This is a genomic window from Bartonella sp. CB10SXKL (assembly GCF_042195515.1).
Lineage (GTDB): Bacteria > Pseudomonadota > Alphaproteobacteria > Rhizobiales > Rhizobiaceae > Bartonella.
Genome location: NZ_JBHION010000021.1, coordinates 1 through 16830 on the forward strand (window position 1 = coordinate 1; position 16830 = coordinate 16830).

General features: G+C 35.4%; 10 protein-coding genes, 1 tRNA gene and 2 pseudogenes. 5 read left to right on the forward strand and 8 right to left on the reverse strand.

Features of this window, described 5'->3' with window-relative positions; all coding sequences use genetic code 11:
- Positions 1 to 135 (reverse strand): annotated as a pseudogene (locus ACFIK3_RS08540) (late control protein); the annotation flags it as partial.
- A 711-nt stretch (positions 136 to 846) separates the two neighbouring features.
- Positions 847 to 1371 carry a DUF5930 domain-containing protein gene (locus tag ACFIK3_RS08545; RefSeq protein ID WP_375671605.1) on the reverse strand — a complete coding sequence of 175 codons (525 nt, stop codon included), beginning with the start codon at positions 1369 to 1371 and terminating at the stop codon, positions 847 to 849.
- A 1689-nt stretch (positions 1372 to 3060) separates the two neighbouring features.
- On the opposite strand from ACFIK3_RS08545, the gene ACFIK3_RS08550 reads away from it, so the two are divergent.
- Entirely contained in the window at positions 3061 to 4281 is a 1221-nt protein-coding gene (locus ACFIK3_RS08550) for an MFS transporter (protein WP_375643664.1), read from the forward strand.
- A 1245-nt stretch (positions 4282 to 5526) separates the two neighbouring features.
- Positions 5527 to 5666, forward strand: a pseudogene (locus ACFIK3_RS08555) (integrase); the annotation flags it as partial.
- Positions 5667 to 5750: 84 nt separating this feature from the next.
- Here ACFIK3_RS08555 and ACFIK3_RS08560 read toward each other — a convergent pair.
- Positions 5751 to 5841 (reverse strand) — tRNA-Ser (locus tag ACFIK3_RS08560).
- 315 nt (positions 5842 to 6156) lie between these two features.
- Between ACFIK3_RS08560 and ACFIK3_RS08565 the strand changes: the two genes are divergently transcribed.
- Positions 6157 to 7353 carry a porin gene (locus ACFIK3_RS08565; RefSeq protein WP_375631641.1) on the forward strand — a complete coding sequence of 399 codons (1197 nt, stop codon included), beginning with the start codon at positions 6157 to 6159 and terminating at the stop codon, positions 7351 to 7353.
- Between the two features lie 1249 nt (positions 7354 to 8602).
- Here the strand turns inward: ACFIK3_RS08565 and ACFIK3_RS08570 are convergent.
- From ACFIK3_RS08570 to ACFIK3_RS08590, 5 genes are all read right to left on the reverse strand, one after another.
- The gene (locus ACFIK3_RS08570; RefSeq protein WP_273791536.1) at positions 8603 to 9409 is read right to left on the reverse strand and encodes an N-acetylmuramoyl-L-alanine amidase; all 807 of its coding nucleotides are present in this window, start codon (positions 9407 to 9409) and stop codon (positions 8603 to 8605) included.
- Positions 9410 to 10275: 866 nt separating this feature from the next.
- Entirely contained in the window at positions 10276 to 12450 is a 2175-nt protein-coding gene (locus ACFIK3_RS08575) for an isocitrate/isopropylmalate family dehydrogenase (protein ID WP_375676545.1), read from the reverse strand.
- Complete coding sequence (locus ACFIK3_RS08580) at positions 12447 to 13178, reverse strand: alpha/beta fold hydrolase (protein WP_375663158.1); 732 nt, start codon at positions 13176 to 13178, stop codon at positions 12447 to 12449. The genes ACFIK3_RS08575 and ACFIK3_RS08580 overlap by 4 nt, the downstream gene beginning before the upstream one ends.
- Before the next feature lie 262 nt (positions 13179 to 13440).
- Entirely contained in the window at positions 13441 to 14637 is a 1197-nt protein-coding gene (locus ACFIK3_RS08585) for a multidrug effflux MFS transporter (protein ID WP_375623999.1), read from the reverse strand.
- 375 nt (positions 14638 to 15012) lie between these two features.
- Positions 15013 to 15144 carry a hypothetical protein gene (locus ACFIK3_RS08590; protein ID WP_375676546.1) on the reverse strand — a complete coding sequence of 44 codons (132 nt, stop codon included), beginning with the start codon at positions 15142 to 15144 and terminating at the stop codon, positions 15013 to 15015.
- Between the two features lie 320 nt (positions 15145 to 15464).
- Here ACFIK3_RS08590 and ACFIK3_RS08595 point away from each other — a divergent pair, with 320 nt between their 5' ends.
- Positions 15465 to 15686, forward strand: a complete 222-nt coding sequence (locus tag ACFIK3_RS08595) for a phage tail assembly protein (protein ID WP_375676547.1) — start codon at positions 15465 to 15467, stop codon at positions 15684 to 15686.
- A 49-nt stretch (positions 15687 to 15735) separates the two neighbouring features.
- On the forward strand, positions 15736 to 16161 hold the full coding sequence (locus ACFIK3_RS08600; protein ID WP_375676548.1) for a hypothetical protein: 426 nt from the start codon (positions 15736 to 15738) through the stop codon (positions 16159 to 16161).
- Positions 16162 to 16830 lie beyond the last annotated feature (669 nt).

Sequence of the window (16830 nt, forward strand, 5' to 3'; positions counted from 1 at the left end):
GACAACAAAACGCCCCATAAAGGCACTGATGCTGTTCTCATAGCCAAAAATCACTTGCAGAGTGCTGTTGCTTGAGGAAACCTCTAAATCATTGCCACTATCATCAAACTCTGCTTCAAATGTATCGGCTTTATTACACAACACATTGATTTATAATGATAATTTACTGTTTTGTATATTGAATGAGAGACCCGAATATTGTAAGATTCTCTCATTTCAAATCTGTTTATATTGCTGAAGTATTTTTTTCAATTTTTTCCTCAATCGTATTGTGTAAAATTAAAATAATCGGGATAGCCATAAAACAACAGATCAAAATAAATAAGCTAAAAATACATATAAAAGTAAAGATATCAAACTCTCTGCCCCCATCCAATACTTGGATAATGACCTTATCCAACATCTGGATAACAAAGTCTACTGCCAAAATGATAACAAATATGCAGATGATTATTTTATAGTCCTTCGATGAAAGGACCATAACTTCTTTAAACGCTAAAACTTCAGATTTTTTATCAAATGCTGAAGAGACTCCCAAAACCTTATTATCTGGATTTTAAAGCGTCTCATGAAATGGTTATGTTTCTTGTATTGTCATACTGGTCTCATTTTTTTCTTTCATTTTCGGAGCGTGTTTCTGGTGATTCTCCATATCTTTTCCATCTATCTCTTTCCGCTCTTTGACAGTTTCTGTTACACAAAAAACAAAGAGTCCCTATAATAACCATAACGGATATGATGAGTACTATTGCAAATCCCACCGTTCATTCCTTTTTCAATGAAATCGTTGTTCATCATCTCATGCATTTTTCCTCATTTGCATTAATGAACAACTTTGCTGTTTTCTTATCGAGATATTTTCTTCAAATTTTGAAGCCTATTGTTTAAACTATCAACTTCGTGATTGAGCCTTTCAAGTTCTTTATTGAGTCCATCAACATGTCCATGATGTTCAGAAATCACTTCTAAGTAATGTAACATTTGAGACTGATTTTTATGCTTATTTGCTTCACCTAGCCCTCGAAAGGCTTCTGTCCTTTTCTCAACATGCTCAAATAAAGTAAAAGCCTTCTCGAGCCGCTCAAAAACCGCATCATTGCGTTTTAGAGTTGTTTGATATTTATAAGAAAGTTGTTTGTTGTTTGGCATATTTTTCAGCAATGCCAAATAGAGTTCCTGCTGTTCAAGAGCTATTCTCTTCAAGTCGTCTATCATCATATTCAATATTTTCATGGTATCGTTCCATCCCCGTTCAGCATTTTCTTTTTCAAACTCGACTGAATCCAACTTTTGAACAGCATCATCGCGCTCCCTAACCACTTTGGAACAAAATAATTTATCTATACCCGTATAGCCATGCGAGGTAGACAAAAAATATGGTAGCAAAAATATGATAAGCAATAAGCCTTCTCTAAACAGAACTTTTTTTGTAAACATTTTTTTATTTTTCTCTGAACACAACAATTTAAATAGACATATAAATTCATATCAAAATATTCATAATGAAATTTATTAAATCTATTTTAAATAATCTACAATAAAAATAAAAAATGATAAGTTGTACAACAATTAAATACGCTACACATAGAGTAAATCTATAAAAACTAATTTATTCAACAGAGTAGCCATGGAATTTTCTATCTAGTTTTATATCTCTAGAGGAGTAATTTAATCTTTTATCCATGACTTTAAAAGAGTTTAATACGATGCTATAAATAATTCAAAAATGACATTTTGATTAACAATCATATTAACAATGGTGAAATAATGAGTAGACAAAACAGATAAACACAACCAATGATATTGAAGGGTATAAAGGCTACGTTTAATATAGCTTTGTTTTTTATCAGCAGCAGTAAAAAGGTTTATGTTTTTTTAAAAAATTGAAATTTATTCATTTTTTATCGTATATTTTATGCTATCTTCCTTAAATTAATTAAAAGATCATAGAGTATTAAACTGATGGAATGCATTTTTCTCAAGCGGCATTTTTAGAGAAATGTTGATTTAATCAGTGAAGACAAACAATGAGCAAAGTTATAATTTGAAAAGACAGTATATAATATTTATGATCAATGATCTAAATTAGAGACATGAATTGGGGGAGTTTGATCTTTCTTACAGCACAGTAGCTCAAAAAAACAGTAGATGAAGTTTAAAATTCACCATTACCCATCATAAGATGAAAGCTTTCATCCCACGTTTGATTTTTTTAAACTATTTTCTTGTCCTGTCTGTAATATCTAAAGAATATCTTCAAGCACTCATAAGCACTCTTTTAGGGTATCATTTCCATAATCAACGTAACGGTTATCGAGCTTCCATTAAAGATACTGTTTTGCAAAAGGAAATTGTCATTTCAGGATACAGAGGGATTTATGTATTTAGTCACAATATATCATGCACTCTTCCTCTTATATCAGGAATTTAATTCTTAATCGTAATGACGGGATTAAAAAGCACCTTGCGAGACAATCTTTTTAATAAATTTTTAATAAATAAAGTAAAGATGAATTCTGAAAAAAACTTTTTTAGACGTAAAGTGATACGGAGAAACAGTCAGAAAGAAAGGGGGGGATTACAAATGTTGATGACTATAAAAAAAGATATCAAAAAATTACCAAAAACCGATTTATGGATCATTTGTGCTATTTCACCTGATCAGCAAAGAGAATGGATCAGTAAATGGTATATAAAAAATAAACACACCTCTATAAGTTCTAATTATGTCAATGATCTTGCCGTCCTAGGGTCATTTTACAGATCTAGACAAAATGATTGCTATGAAAGCAACAGCCCCACAAGCAACTCCCCTCAAAAGATGACAATCTCATTTATGAGGCTTATGTTGCTCCTCATAATCACTTTAAAATTGCATCATTTCCTCTCATTAATACGCTTTGAAGTCTCATATAGACTAAGGGACCTTTTTAATTTTGGGGTGGTTATGGAAAACAGCTTTCCACTGATCCCTGAATGGGGATATGAAACCGCTACCTTTTCACAGAAAAATATTCTTTTCAGTGGAAATTCTTATTGTACAATCTATGGAACAACACAATGAACAGACCACGCGCCCTTGCTCTCAACTATGGCTCCTATAATGCTGTCCGCATGCTGATCGGCGTTTACCATGCTATTTTTTTAATGTCCATGGGAGTTAGTCTGGCGCAATTAGCTCTGCTTCAGGTTGTCTTTTCCACCACTATTCTGCTGCTTGATTTTCCCTGCGCTGTTTTATCTGACAGATATCGACGTAAATATTCCGTTATGGCTGGGGTCTTTATGACAGGAGTATTTTATATTTTATGCCTTCAAGCTCCCAATATGACAGCACTTATTATTGCGCAAATTCTCTATGCAGCGGGCATTTGCATCATTGTCAGCGCCATTGACGGATGGATTTACCATTCTCTAGGCGATAAACAGGATCACTTTTCGCATTATGCTCATCTCTACCACCAGGTTAACTCTTTCGGAAGTATTCTCAGTGGGATTGTAGGAATTGGAACGATCTATTACTCTGGACAATATTTTATGGGATATATCATCTCATGCCTCATGATGGGATTTATTTTTTTGATATTCCTTATTGTTCCTGAAGAAAAGAAAACGACAATTGAAACGTCCAAAACAAAAACAATCTTGCACAATGCCAAGGAAACGCTCTGGATATTTCAAAATACAGTAGGAGGAGCATGGTTTATTTTCCTCATGTGCCTTTTTAGCGCTGGTATTCAGATTATTTATCATTTCTGGCAACCGATAATACTTTCAGGGGGAAAAATTCATCACCTCAACGGTTCGCAAATGCTCGTTTTGATGTGCTGCCATATTGGAGCCTTTTCAGCACAATATTTTTCAAATTTACTGATGTCTAAGTATCATGTTCTTGATAAAAAATATAAGAATTCTATAAAATATTTTTCCTTCTTTTCTGCTCTGATGTGCATAGCGCTCTATTTTTTAGTTCATAGCCATCAAACTGCTGCATCAGTCATCGCCTTCTCTTTAATCCATGGATTTATTTGCACTGTACCGATCGGGGCAAAAAGCTTATTTTTCTCAGAACTTAACCAAAAACAAACGCAACATATTTCCGGTATTGTTGGTGCTGTCTCTTTTAGCGGAAGAATATTTTCAATTACAGTATTGAGTATTATTTCTTTTCTTCCTGCAAAAGTTTCTCCATCTTACTACCTAATATTACCGACCATTACTTTTTTCATGTGTGGTTTGGTTGTCATGAGATGGATGAAACACTCTCAAAAGTCTCTGTGAGAGGAAAACCATAACATTTCACCCAGAATGTTTTCTTCTAAAAGAAATCGATACTTTTTTGAGAGCATTGCCACATCCAACTTTCAATATACAATGCAAATATAAAGCAACACATTGATTTATAATCATAATATACCAAACTTGAATATTGTAAGATTCTTTCTTTTCAAATCTATTTTTATGGTTGAAACAATCAAAATCATTTGCTTGCACATCATAAGTGGAGAAAGCCGTATAGATAAAAACAATTTAGAAAAGAAAAAATGCCTTTTATGAACTCTCATAGTTAAAATCTATAACAACAGGAAGGCAGATATATAATATGCCTCTTTGCATCTTCATAAGGATACAAATGGTGTGGCTTTATAAGGCTTTATATGTCTCACAGAAACTTTTGTGTTTTATACCATTTACGAGGTGGCGTCGCAAAATGGGCTTATACACATTGCAAAGATATCTCTTTAAAACAAGTGCATAAATTGGCAACACAAGTATATTTGTGTTTAGAACATGCTTTTTATATGAGAGGCATAATCCCAACGGGATAAACAAAAGCGTGAGATACGCAATCTTCATTATTTAAAAGACACGACCATAGAGATTCATGAAATTTGGAAAACTGAATTAATAAGATGATGATAAAAATGGGAGCTCATTTCCATCTTTTCCGCTTTCATATTTTTTTCAAAATTAAAAGATCCTTCCGTTTTTAGAAATAACTCGCTAACAGATATATACAATATTTTCTCCCCTATTTGATATATAAAAGCTGACATAACCGATAAAGCAGTAAACCATCTTAAATATTGATCTCAAATATGCCGTTGTATAAGGAATAGGTGTTGATTGACAGGTAAAAGCAAAAGCTTAGTAAAACAACGTCATAAAATAATAAATATGCCACCAAACGATTGAAACGACATAGGGAGATCAAAAACACTTTGTAGAACCAAATCCGTAACATATCTAGCTTTACGGCCGCTTATTCTTACAAACGTTCATGCTGCTCCCTATATCCATAAAATAAATAAGCAATCCTTAGCTAAAAAATATGCAACGTCAATGTGATTGCTATAACAGAGCTTCGCTTTCTCCTTTATCAATAATAGCGATTTACATGAAACATCTTGCGCTTAAAATATCCCCCATTGGTTTTGCTTTAGTTTACACCATTAGAAAAGAAATTTTTGTAACTTGTTTCATGAAACATAAAATTAAAAATCAACACAGGAATTAAGAAAATGAGCAACCACACGCGCTGCTAATACAGGTATTACAATTTCGCACATAAATTTAGATGGAAGGAAGATAAAATAGCACCACTCTATAGCAGAGTAGCTGATAGAAAACGCCTAGCAAGAAAAGCAATCAAAAAACTTCACAAAATTGAGATTGGTAGAAAAGCAAATGAGCACAAATCACTGAAAACAAAATTCCTATACACAATCAACTGCTTTTATAACAATAGATGGCGGAGAGGAAGAGATTCGAACTCTCGAGAGCCTTTTGAGCCCTACTCCCTTAGCAGGGGAGCGCCTTCGACCACTCGGCCACCTCTCCAACAGAGAGGCATAAATGGTATCAACAGAAAGTTCAAGACATTTTCGATTTTTTTCCCAAATATCTGAAAATTTTTCTCCTATTGATCCCATAGGGAGCAAAAGTTAATAAAACAAGAATTGTGTCTTTTTTACCACAGCATCTCGAATAGTACATATATATATTACAAAAAGGTAATTTCATATTTGAAACTCTAAAAAGATTAGTTATAGCTAAGATAACAAGTGCTGCGTATTTTACTTATGTCTTTGTCCTTAATGCGTTAGGCAAATGGTACTCTTTAGAAGAAATTTAACCGGACCGCGGAGATCCCATATGAATATTAAATCCCTCTTTTTAAGCTCTACAGCAGCTTTTTTAGCAATTTCTGGAGCACATGCCGCTTCAACAGTTATCGCCGAACCCGAACCTGTAGAATATATTCGCGTTTGTGATGCCTACGGAAAAGGATATTTCTATATCCCTGGAACAGAAACCTGCATGCGTTTATCAGGAAATGTTCGTACTGATTTTATAGGCGGTAATAATATCGATGCAACAACCGAAACTGAACTAAGAGACAAAAGAAAAACCTACGGCGCCGCATCACGGCTCACCCTTGTTTTTCAAGCAGCTTCTGAAACAGAAATGGGAACACTTCGTTCATATGCAAGAATTTATTCAAACTGGGGTGATGGTAGAGACAACGCTGCTGCAAAGCTTGCCGCGGCTTACATTGAACTGGGTGGTTTTCGCGTAGGTCTTGATGACACAATTTTCAACAGCTGGACTGGTGATTATGGAGATGTTCTCAATGATGACAGCATAGCGCCTGCCGGCACAACACGCACCAATTTTATTTCCTACACCTTTAATGGTGATTCCGGCTTTTCTGCTATTATCGGCGCTGAATTAGGCAATAATGCAGATTCTCTTCCAGGAATAACAGGATACTACATTGATAAAGATGATAAGCTTGTTTCTATCACTGAGGGTACTCTTCCAAGTAAAGCAATTAAAAATTACACCCCGAATGTGATTTTGGGTATAAAGTTCATGCAAAAATGGGGTGGTTTTTCAGCAGTTGCAGCATATGATGCTTACTACAAAAAGTGGGCTGGAAAAGTACGTGCAGATTTCAATGTCAACGATCGTTTCAATCTATGGGTAATGGCTGGTTATAAAAATGGCCTTGATTACTACACAGTAAATACAAAAAATGAATTATCACGACAAAGCACAACGATTTATGCAAACTGGGGTGGTAAATGGGCAGCTTGGGCGGGTGCCACTTACAAGCTTACTCCAAAAGCAAATTTGAATGCTCAAGTTTCTTATAGTGCTGTAAAAACCTTTGCAACTTCTGTAAATATTACATACACGCTGGTTCCAGGATTTGTGATTACACCTGAATTAACCTATGTTTCTTGGAACGATGATCGCGTTGTGACGGATAAAAATAATGATGAAAAACATTTATTCAATAAGAAAAGTGCTTTTCAAGGTATGATCCGTTTACAGCGTTCATTCTAATCCTATTTAAGCTACAGCTTTTAAAAACTGGCAACATGGTTTGCCAGTTTTTATTTTTGGAATCAAATATCATGAATATCTTTTCCTGATACGTATTGTCTTGTCTCTCGGAAAAAAAACGACTTAGTTTCATAAAACTACTCTCAGAAGATTAACCCTGATATGCTTGATAAGAGCACTTTACACGGGCGTTTACACATCACTTCAAACATAATCTCTTCCTTGCCCTTTAAAGCATGAGCAAACCCTTTTGCTTTATGACCAAATTGGTCTTTCTTAGCAATTTACTTCTAACCTTTGTTAATTTAGGTCATGAACTTCTCTGGTCAATTCTGTACTGAACAGATAAAATATTGAAAAAAACAAGACATCATTGTGTTTTTGATATGCCTGAATGTGTCTTCTATCAACACTCTAAAACACAATGTTTTATAACACGGCTTCATTAAAAAACTTAATCATCAAGAAACATGCTGTCAAAACGATGCAAATATTCCCTAAAGCAATAAAAGAGAAAAGCGATATATCTTCAAAAAATGAATTGACCTCTTCCCCTTCTAAAGAATAAAGCCCCTATCAGGAGCAATCTGTAAATACCCCTATTTTTCCTGAACCTACATCACATTGATTTATAATCATAATTTATTATTTTTCATGTTTCAATCAACCAAAACCTTTCACTTGTACAACAAGCGGAGAGAGCCGTGTGAATAAAAACGAGTAAAGAAAACCCTTTTATGAATCGTTTTAAACTCCAAGGGCTATAGTAACATTGAGATCTGACAAAATGTACGATAGTGCTAGGCACTTTTATTAAGCATAAAAATGAGGATACACTTCATAGAGGATTTTAGATTATATTCTCTATAAACGTCGCTGTAAAATATGTGTTGTAATACGCATTAAAAGACATTGCTTTAAAACAAGCATGGAAATATACAACACAAGTCCATTTTATTTGAAGCGTTTTATCCTGCGTAAGGAGCATGCCATCATATACGCAACATCTTGACTTTACGCGTTTTTAAAGAAAGCAAAATATAAGACAAAGAAACAGTAAATTTAATCTTTGCAAATCATAGAGCTTTCAGAGTTATGTTTCCATAAAACGCCTTATACCGTACAGGGGATTTTTTACACGATTAATGCCTTTTTTACATAAAGCCAATTGGCAAAAAGCAGCCTCTCTTGATAAGAAAAAGGCTTACACGTAATCATAAGCCATATTTTCAATTAAAACGCATTGAATTCACGGAAAATACTTATCAACCAATGCATAAAGAATTGCTGCTGTTTCAACATCTAGAATCCCATCATAATTTTCTTGACGAAAATGAAGTTGAAATGCTCGGATCAAATCTTTGTATCCTGTTTGGGGACACGCAGCAGAAATGTCATATCCATAACATTTTAGCTTCGCCAAAACATCTTCTTTGGGTGGAAAATTCTTAGAGAATTGCTCTTGATAATGACTTTTTAGTTCATCATCATACCATGCTCCTATACCTGCCTTATAAAGTTCTTTCCATGGAAAAGCTGCTCCTGGATCACTTTTTCTTCCAATGGCAATATCACTATGTCCCACCACATCAGTTGGCATAATATCGGGATACCGTTGAAGAATATTTAAGGCAAGTTCCTTAACGGCATCAATTTGTATTGGATTATAAGGAGGAAATATCCCCCCCTCATCATGATAAGCCATAAAACCAACAGTCTCTTCTGGAGACTCAGAATGACCCGTCGCTAAATTAACGATTTCAATCCCGATAGACGCATCATTGAGATGACTATGCCCAGCCCATGAACTCACACCCGCATGCCATGCACGCTCATTTTCATCGACCAGATTAAAAATACGCATGTCCTTAAAGCCTGCCTCACGATATGTCTGCTCTGAAGGATCAGGAACAAGATAGTGTGCACTAACCTTTTCTCCTGTAAGCGCCATAATCGAGGCTTTAAAATCAAGAGCCGTATAATGCATGACGAGAAAACGAACGCGACGATTAAAACTCTTGACAGAACGATAACTGTTGTAATCAATCTGATACATAAAAGCCCTTTCTTTGTTGCTTAAAAAGACCACTGCGCACCACAACAGATAGGATACGAACTGTTAAAATTTCGCAATGAACTTCCTAATCTAGATACTAAGAATTACGCCTAAAATTTGTTCATCAAAAACATTGACACTCTTATCAACAATTAAGACACATTTTTATTTCTCCCACACACACGCGTAAAATGTTTTTAACCACATTCACAAATACACCGCATTAAATCTTTTCCCCAAACAAATTCCTACAAATTACCAATCGAAAAGAAAACAAAAGCGTAAAATGATCACTCATTAAATCTTCACGTCTTACAGAAAAAATAATTCTTCCTGTTATCAAATTGAAAAATATCGCCCCTCGGAAGCGAACACCCAACGATCATGCAATCACACAAAAACTTAAAGGAAAAATTTTATGAGCTCTTTACAGCAATTTATTATCAGATCACGGAACGGCACATGTTCACAATAAAACTCTTCACGGACATATTGTTCAATAAAATTTGCAAAACTTTCCTGTAAATGACACGACTTCTTGTCTTTTCACACCATCGCTTTTTGATTTACAAAGAATCTCAATTATCTACAACGCTTGAGGCACATGAAGTCTCTGGATTCCTTGTCATAGGCTCCATGGAAGATAATATATTGATTTATAATCATAATTAATCATTATAAATATTGAATGTAGCGAATCTAATATCGTAAAGTTTTTCTTAATCTTGAATCAATCAAAGTCATTTAATGACACATCAAAAGAAAAAATACCCTATAGATAAAAACCACTGAAGAAAAGGATCAAAATACTTCTTATAATAGAACGTTTAATAATTTAAGAAATATTGTTACGTCCCCATAGAGGTTCATTTTTTCTTCTCAGTTTGCAAAACTCTTTTTAAAACCAACCAAGCTGCATATTCTTGTAAGACGGCACCTAAAAGTGGTCGCGTATAGGGAAAAGTTACACGATCATCACCATAACCTTTCATCCGTATAGTCATCGTGGCATGTCCAAGGCTTTCTGCTTGATTTTCTAATGTCTCCAAAGAAGGCTCTAGGCTCACTTCAACCTCAAGCAGTGGAATATCTTGTTTACCTTTTTCTATGGGCTGAAAATATTCTAAAAGCCGCGGATCATTGGCAGACCAATGAACCTCAACGTGCATTGCTAATTGTTTACAAGCAGTAGTAACTTCTGCACCAACCAAATAGGGATGAAAATGATTTTCAAATTCTTCCACGAAATGTTGTTCCAAGGGCGCTTCTGATTGACCAACAAGCTGTACAAGAACATAGGGGCTTTTCCATAAAAAATGCCGTTCAAAGGGTTCATTTTCAAAATGATCATCCACCCACTGCGCAATTGTACTTTCATCAATTCCAATCAAAGTCCATGCATACTCCGCACGCGATACAGAAGAATATTTCTTCTCATTGTGTTCTAAATAATTCTCTAAAAGCGCAAGAGCCTGTGATGGTGGACCAGGCAAAACAACAAGCGTACTTCCATCGCAAGAGAGATAAAAGCCTGGTGCTGTGCCTGTAGGATTATCAAGCACGGTTGCTGTCTCAGGAAACAATGCTTGACGCGCATTACTCTTATCCACCAAAATCCCTAATCGTTGTAATTGACCTTTTATTGTTTGCCAAACATCTTCATGATGTAGTAAAGGCTGCTTTACAGCTTGAGCAACTCCATCGCATGTTATGTCATCTGATGTTGGTCCCAATCCCCCACTGATAATGATAAGATCTTCTTGTCCAAGACAAGCAACAACAGTCTCACTGATTTGCTGTAATTGATCAGCACAAACAAAATGACGTGTGACTTGAATATTTCTCTTGTTCAAGCTTTGGCTTAAATCTTGTAAATTCGTATTCAAATATTGTCCTGAAAGGAGTTCATCACCAACAGTGATAATCGCCGCACGACAAACAAAGACAGGCTTCACAAGAGAATTGCGAACAGCTTCAGCCATTTGACGGGTAGAGGCGACACCTCCAAGATCATAGGTAACGGTTTTTCCAGCACGAATAACCTGATCAACACTCTCAGATAATTGTTTTGCTGCATCTTTAAAGCCTAAATGCTCTAAGAGTAAAGCCGTGGTATAAAGCATCGCAGAAGGATTTGCTTTATTTTGTCCAGCAATACGTGGTGCGCTTCCATGAACAGGTTCAAAACAAGCAATCTCGCTCCCCACATTCGCATGAGATGCAAGCCCCAATCCCCCCATTATCCCAGAGCCAAGATCAGAGAGAATATTGCCAAACATGTTTTCAGCAACAATCACACCAAACCGCTCTGGCTTGGTTGCAATCCACAAAGCAACCGCATCAACATTATGAATATCTGCTTCAATTTCCGGATAGTTTTGCGCAATTTTCTCAAAAATTTCCTGAGCAAATTGTCCACTTTCTCGCATAACATTGGGCTTATCAGCAAAAGTAACGCGCCTAAAGCTATATTTCCTTGCATAAGAAAAAGCATATTCAAATAACCGCTCTAAACCAAAGCGTGTCTGCAAACGGACTGTCCACGCAGCTTCCTCAAGCCCATATTTTGTCAAATTTGGATGTTTTAGCCAAACGGCTTTTTCAGGAGAAATACCCCGAAAATCCAATCCAGCATAAAGGCCTTCACTATTTTCTCTGATAACACAAAAATGAAAAGGTTTTCTCGGACCAAAGATGTATCTTACAGGACGTATATTTGCAAACAAACCTAACTTTTGGCGAAGTTGAAGTGCGGGAGCAACATAGGCAAGGTTTTTCTCTTTTAAATGCGGAGCAAGTTCTTTTAAAGCCGCTTCTTTTCCTTTATTGGTCACAGCACCAAGTAAAATAGCATCACTCTGAGTAATTTTTTGCCAAGTCGCTTGAGGGACAGAATTTCCTTCCTGTTTCCAACATTCAAAACCAATATCACCATAAGTCAATTCAATCGGCAATTGAAATTGCTCTAAAACCATCAACGCAGCATCACAAACCTCTGGTCCTATCCCATCACCAGGTAAGACAAGAACTTTCTTTTTCATAGTCCCTCCATCCACTCATCAATGACTGCATCCGTCATAGTAGGATTATCCTCCCACAAACGCGTACCAGCACCAGAGATAAGCTTATATTCATGATTCAGATTATGACTTTTTGTCTGATTATCTACCGTTGCAAGTTGCGACTTTTCTCCCACTAAAGCTAAAAACTTCCCCTTATACTTAACTATTTCATCTCTAGCATCTATTTCTAATAAGAGTTTAAACCCTCTTGTCATGCGTTCAATTGCCACGCTTTTTTGTTTATCGGGAATCTCCAATAAAACTCTTTTTTTCATAATGCCAGAAGGATGCATAAAACCATTGAGTATTTCCAAAGCCCCCGATAAATCATTATTTTCTAAGGAGGCAAGAATATCTCCAAGGCGCCGTTGCAAAACCTTATCTGGATAGCCAGGTGCATTCACAGCAAGCACAGCTTGAACATTGGGAAGCTGGGCTGCCAATATTTGTACCAATGTTCCAGCCATAGAAAATCCCACAAGCACTGCAGGCTCTTTAAAATAGCTTTTAAGTTTTTCTGCCATAAAAGATAAAATGTCTACAGCAGAATAATTGAGAACATGAGAACCCTTAGGAAAAAGAGAAAGCGTATCCAGCAGAGTGACAGGGAATCCTTTTGTTGAACATAGCTTTGTCAATGGAGAACAAAAAACACCACCATCCCAAATTGGCATTACAGGAGAAAGAATAATAATAGGAAGCCCCATTGATCAATTCCTCCCCTTATTTTTAAACATGCATTAGAGCCAGAACTTTTCCTACCCAATATAATGAAAATATGTTGAAACTCTATGCTCATATTCTCCCCTCATAATAATCGATTTTTTAAACTCAAACTAAGCTTGTAACAAATTTTAAACCCACTCAATCCAGCAACTTAATAAAAAAAATTCATCTAATGTACAGGTGCCCCATTTGTGTAAAACATCAAAAGCATTTCCGCATAATGCTTTCTTTTTATCATTTCACTCAGCTTATTTCTGAAGTCATAAAATGACGCGCTTTTTGAATATAAATGATAAAACCAATCATACAACACACAGCTAACAAAGTTGCCATAGCCCGTGGGCTATGACCAGAGATTTTTCCGATAACCGCTGCACTGAGTGCCGCACTTCCTAATTGCAAAGATCCCATAACACCAGAAGCCGCTCCCGCAGCTTTCGGATGCGATGAAATAGCCAACGCTGTTCCTAACGGCAATAAAAAACCATTTCCAAAAGTAAGAACAGCAATAGCCATAAAACTTGTCACAAGGGGCCATGGGCTTAGATACATTTGCAAAGCAAACAGCACACCACCTATCACAAAAATAATGTACCCTCTGCCCACAGTTTTTTCCATAGACTCGCGTTCAAAAAACCATCGCGCCAAAAGATTTCCCAAAATATAGGGAAACGAAACACCAATATAGCTATAACTAATGTGTATCGGTGATAACCCCAAAGTCGTGAGTAAAAAAGGCGACTCCACAATATAAGCAAAATAGGCAGCGTAAGAAAAACACGGAATAAGTGCATAAAAAATAAATTGTTTATTTCTGAAAACACCTAAATATGCCTTCATCAATCCTATAGGAGAAAAATGCTGCCGTTTTTGAGGGGGTAGCGTTTCGCTTAGCACAAAACAACATAGCAAAATGGTCAAAAATATAAAAAAGCTTAAAAAGATAAAAGTTGCCTGCCAATGAAAAGCCTGTATCAAAAGTCCACCAATGAAAGGTGCAAGCGCTGGTGACATTCCAATAAAAGGGAAAACAATCAAATAAAGTTTTCCAGCCGCTTTTTTATCCAACAAATCATTGATAATTGCACGACTTAAGACAAGTCCCGCACAAGCACCAAGACCTTGCAAAAAACGTAACACAAGAAAAGCGTGAATATGAACCGTATAAATCACACCAAGTGTCGTAAATAACCACAAGAATAAGCCCAATAGAAGTGTTTTTTTACGCCCAAAATTATCACTCAGCGGCCCATAAATGAGCTGTCCAAGTGCCAATGCCAACAAAAAAACCGCCACTGCACTTTGAATTTGAGATTGTGTCACTTGATAATATTGACGCATATCGCCCAGTGCTGGTAAAAAAATATCGGTAGAAATCAAACCTCCTGTTGATAAACATACGATAAGTATAATGAATGGTAATGTATATTTATGTTTCATCAGGAAAGTCACATTTCTTAAATTTAAAAATATTTAAATTTTACGTTTATAGAAAAATAATAATTTATATTTATAAATATAAAGCTATTTTAACTTTATCCACAGGGAATAAAATAATCAATTTTCTTTATTCTTTTACTTTATTCGAGAATAATTCAGCTTGTTGATACATAAATCCAGTGTATGATCCGCACGCACACACTCAACACGTAAATAAACACTTAGTGCTTCACTTTATAATTAATTTTAAAGCATAGCAAATCGCAATTTTAAAACTATACGCAAAAGAAGCTAAAAGATCAAAACTCTCCTTCAGAGATATATTTCCCAATCCGAAATAGCGCATTTTGTTATATTCATGTTGCCCTATCTTCATCAGCTTTTTTCATTGATATCATCAACAAAAACGCTCCCAAACTCTATCCCTCTCCATGATAACAACATCACTTTCCCGACAACATCTTTTATCAGAAGTGGTTTACAACGCTCAAAGAAAAAAGAAGCCACAAACTCCCTTTCCTCAAAACTCCCCACGCAAATATTATTGTAACAATACAGCATATAATAATGGCTCATGGAGAAGTCTTTATCAACACAAATAATTGAGCAAATAAACTTAATAGCCCACTAATATCATCCACTAATATCATAAAGCAAATTGCGCTTCTATCTCGCTCTAAAATCTAAATTCATCTTGTCCATTTTGTTAGAATTTCATTCTACATAGCCAGCACAAAGTTTATTGCCTAAGCTATTGACAAACATGATATAATGAAAACTTGATAAATCATTCTGCATCTAATTTAGAAAGCAAGGAGAAGCTATTAATGAATATAACAGAACTAGCCACGTACCAATTACTTGTACCTATTAAAGTGAAAGGAAAGACATACACAGAAATCACCTTACGCCGCCCGAAATTTAAAGACTTAAAAGCAATACAGAGCAAAGAAGGCGACGAGCAATCAATTGAAATGATCGCATGTCTTTCAGGGTGGTCCTATAATGCCATCAGTAAACTTGGTGTTCGTGATTTTTTTAAACATTAAAGACATTTACGGGCCTTTAATAAAAGAATGACTAAAAGAGTTTGATAAAATGCTAAACAAAGTAAATGCAGCCATAAAAAGCATAATGGATGAATGTATTTTAATCGACAGTAAACCCGAAAAATGCACAAGTAACCTTTACACACATACATTTGAAACAGAATCCATGACAACTGCAAATGCAAAAGTGAAAACCTATAGCACCTATGAACCGATTACAGTTCATAATCCCTACGTCATAAAGGTGGAACACATGACCTTTACAAAATGCACTTTCTTAGTACAAGATGGTCCATCAAACCAAATTTATCTCTCAAATCAAAGTGCTCTTACATCGTATAAAAAAACTGCGGGCGAAACTAAAAAACAAACTTTGGAGAGAATCTCAAAACTTTTGGACATTGTCTCAAAACTTTTCAACTTTCCTCTCTGGTTTTGGGAGTTTTTACTCAAAGAACTTAGAAAATTTTTCTAGCATTGTTTTGATATAAAGAAATAAGAGAAGGAAAAACAGCTTAGAACACTAATGTTTCTTCCTTCTCTTTTATCTCTCATAGCTTTTTGAATTGAATACTTTTGATATTTATTTTGAATAATTGAAGCATTCTTTTAATTATAAGTACAATATAAAAAACTAAAATTTTAGAAGACGCGCTGTTTTTACAAAAAAATGAATAATAAAATAAAGACTCCGGAATTTTACTTTTTACCTTCAAACACAATCAATGATGGAAAAGCGTTTACAAAGTTTTCCTCAAGCAGTATCTGGGACATTACTTGAAAGAAAAGCATTAAGAGAGCTTACTTTTAAGCTAAGGGGGAAAGATTAAACTTCACAACGACATTCAATCTTTTAAACATTGCAGTACAGAACGGGAAAAGAGAGCCATTCCTTTATTCCCCATAGACCGTTTATCCCCCCCATCAACTAAAATTCTCGATAAACTGGTATTATCAGTTCTAGACTGGAGTCATATAAGAAGAATTTTAAGTAATGATCACCGTCTTGTTTTCGATGTTTTCTGTCCTTTTTGGCGCATATCTATTCACTTTTGGAACATAATTTGCAAAAAGGCATTGTATCTCCAGCATATTCAAGGAGATAAAACATGGAAACTCGCATTCCTGAAAACACACCATTTGA

Bases quoted from the DNA above. Each gene is read 5' to 3' on its own strand.
- ACFIK3_RS08550 (WP_375643664.1), top strand. From the start codon at position 3,061: ATGAACAGACCACGCGCCCTTGCTCTCAACTATGGCTCCTATAATGCT.
- ACFIK3_RS08565 (WP_375631641.1), top strand. From the start codon at position 6,157: ATGAATATTAAATCCCTCTTTTTAAGCTCTACAGCAGCTTTTTTAGCA.
- ACFIK3_RS08570 (WP_273791536.1), bottom strand. From the start codon at position 9,409: ATGTATCAGATTGATTACAACAGTTATCGTTCTGTCAAGAGTTTTAAT.
- ACFIK3_RS08575 (WP_375676545.1), bottom strand. From the start codon at position 12,450: ATGAAAAAGAAAGTTCTTGTCTTACCTGGTGATGGGATAGGACCAGAG.
- ACFIK3_RS08580 (WP_375663158.1), bottom strand. From the start codon at position 13,178: ATGGGGCTTCCTATTATTATTCTTTCTCCTGTAATGCCAATTTGGGAT.
- ACFIK3_RS08585 (WP_375623999.1), bottom strand. From the start codon at position 14,637: ATGAAACATAAATATACATTACCATTCATTATACTTATCGTATGTTTA.
- ACFIK3_RS08595 (WP_375676547.1), top strand. From the start codon at position 15,465: ATGAATATAACAGAACTAGCCACGTACCAATTACTTGTACCTATTAAA.
- ACFIK3_RS08600 (WP_375676548.1), top strand. From the start codon at position 15,736: ATGCTAAACAAAGTAAATGCAGCCATAAAAAGCATAATGGATGAATGT.